Source organism: Bacteroidota bacterium (genome assembly GCA_034723125.1).
Taxonomy (GTDB): domain Bacteria; phylum Bacteroidota; class Bacteroidia; order CAILMK01; family JAAYUY01; genus JAYEOP01.
In genome coordinates this window covers 1-2,311 of record JAYEOP010000393.1, presented here as the reverse complement: position 1 = coordinate 2,311, position 2,311 = coordinate 1, and the positions used below count along the sequence as shown (strand labels likewise).

The following is a 2,311-nucleotide window of genomic DNA, read 5'->3' as shown; positions in this document are numbered from 1 at the left end:
ACATCAATAAACATAGAATCCGAATAAATGCAATTATTTGAATCTTCTACTGAAAAAACAATGAGTGTATCAGCATACAAAGGACCTACAGTAATTTGCTTGACATTCGAATCAGCTGTATTCCAGAAATATCTAAGACTATAGTTTTCCTGAGAAATTGTTGCGGTAATGTTAAGCGAATTCCCATAACATAAATGTGTATCATTTGGCAAAACAGCAGACGGAAAAGTATCAATTACCAAAGTATCATAATAAATGGTATTTGTGCATTGATTGTTAATGGCTTTTACTTGAAAGGGGAATTTCCCAAATTGATTAAAATGATGATTAAAACCTGAAGCTGTAACTGATTTTAACGGATTAAAAAAACATTTCCATTCATATAGTAGATTTGTTGGGGTAGCTTTAAAAAAGAAATTATTGCATCCTGAATCAATTACAGAAATAGTAATATTTGGGTTAGACTTAACAAGTATCTGATAAGCACGTGTAGAACTACCGTTTACAGGACATGCATCATCTTTTACAGTAGCCGTAAAAACATAAGGAATTGTACTAGCCATGTTATTTTGAGGTACCCATGTAAAATTACCCGTAGGGTGTTTTACAATTCCATTATTCGAAGACCAAGTGGCATTTGTTATTGCATTGTTCCAGCTAATTCTAAGCGTGTCATTAGAGTCGTAATCATTTGTATTTATTGTAAAAGTAACAGAATCACCGGCACAAACTTCTTTATAAAATGGTCCGCTTAACAATGGAGCATGGTTGTTCGGGCAGTTGATAACAATTACCTGAATATCTCGCCTTATCTGCCCTATTAAAGTATCATTTCTAAATTCTTCAACTTTGGTAACCATAACGGTTTGTTCAATTTTCATAGGTCTAAAAGAGATGTCCCCAGTATGTAAATCTAAGTGAAAACTACGAGGAAATGGTAAATTAGCATTAGGAAATCCCCAGAAATAAATTGGTTTTTTATAAGTGTATGAACCTGTGTAGGGAATATTAGAACCTGAGTCACTTAAAGGATGTCCCCATGAATAAACTAAGGAGTCTGACAATCTTCCGAGTGAATCTTTATCCGTATCAAAAAATCCATGGTTAATCGTGAAATCTTGCCCGATACATGCAACTAATATTGGCGGATTAGTAAATTGAGGAGAATTATCACAAGGTGTTAAACACCTGTTAAGTTCTGCAAAAGTATAAAATGCTTTGTTTGCGGCACCTGTTGTTATGCTTGAGTTGCGACAACACATTTGAAAACTCATAATTAGTTCACAACAACTCCCTGCACTGCTCAAAACAGCAAGCTTTTGAAATGTGTATTGTTCAATTCCATAAGGAAATGAACAGGATGATGACTGACATCTTGTACAAGATGAATTACAGACAGGTGTAATGTCTGTAGGTGTGGGCTTGGCAATCGTAAGAGTTGTAATTAATTGGTTAGTTGCTTTGCATTTTATTGGAATACTGACAGTATTAGGTAATTGAACACCGTTACAATCTCTGTAAAGCGTTAATTTTACTAAAAAACTGTCCTGACCTATGCATGTCCAAGTCAAGTCTGAACCCATTATTCTTGACTTTGCTGGCTTGTTTATAAAAAACATGCTTATTAGCAATGCTATCAATATTAATTTTTTCTTTTTCATAATTATAATTTTTATTTATTCGAAAACAATTTTTTCTATAATTTTATTTCCATCAATTAGTCCAATTTTTAAAAAATAAATTCCCTTGATTTGCTTTTTCAATTCAAATTCTTTTGCGTTTAAATCCTGAGTTTCTAAAATTAACTTTCCTAAGGAATTATATAAATTAATGGATTGCATTTTTATTTCTGATTTGATGTAAATTTTTTCATTTGATGGATTTGGATAAATCAATATTTCAGAATTTTCTATTTCTGTAATTCCGTTTACTTTAGCATTTATGAAAGCTATTTTTGTAAGTGAATCAGCACATCCGAGTTCAGAAATTACTTTTAGCATCACATCATAATTTCCAACATTTTGATAAGTGTAAATCGGGCTTTGAACAATTGAAGAATTTCCATCTCCAAAATCCCAAAAGTATTGAGAAATTGCATTAAAAGCAATTGTTGAAGAATCGTAAAAATTAACAACAAAGGGAACTTCTCCTGTAATTACATCTGCTCCAAATTTTGCAATTGGTATATCTCCGATTTGTACAAAAATAGAATCGTATTTTGTGCTACACACGGGGTCTTGAGTTTCTGCTTTTATCCAAAAACCTTGATTTGATAAATCATTATTTCCATGTTTATATTCAACAGAATTTA

The 2,311-nt window shown here is 31.9% G+C and carries 2 protein-coding genes; both read right to left on the bottom strand.

Going from position 1 to position 2,311, the window contains the following annotated elements; translation table 11 throughout:
* Positions 1 to 1,661, bottom strand: a 1,661-nt coding sequence (locus tag U9R42_10610) for a hypothetical protein (protein MEA3496475.1), incomplete at its 3' end; no start/stop codon positions are given.
* Between the two features lie 15 nt (positions 1,662 to 1,676).
* A partial coding sequence (locus tag U9R42_10605) for a PKD domain-containing protein (protein MEA3496474.1) occupies positions 1,677 to 2,311 on the bottom strand: 635 nt, incomplete at its 5' end.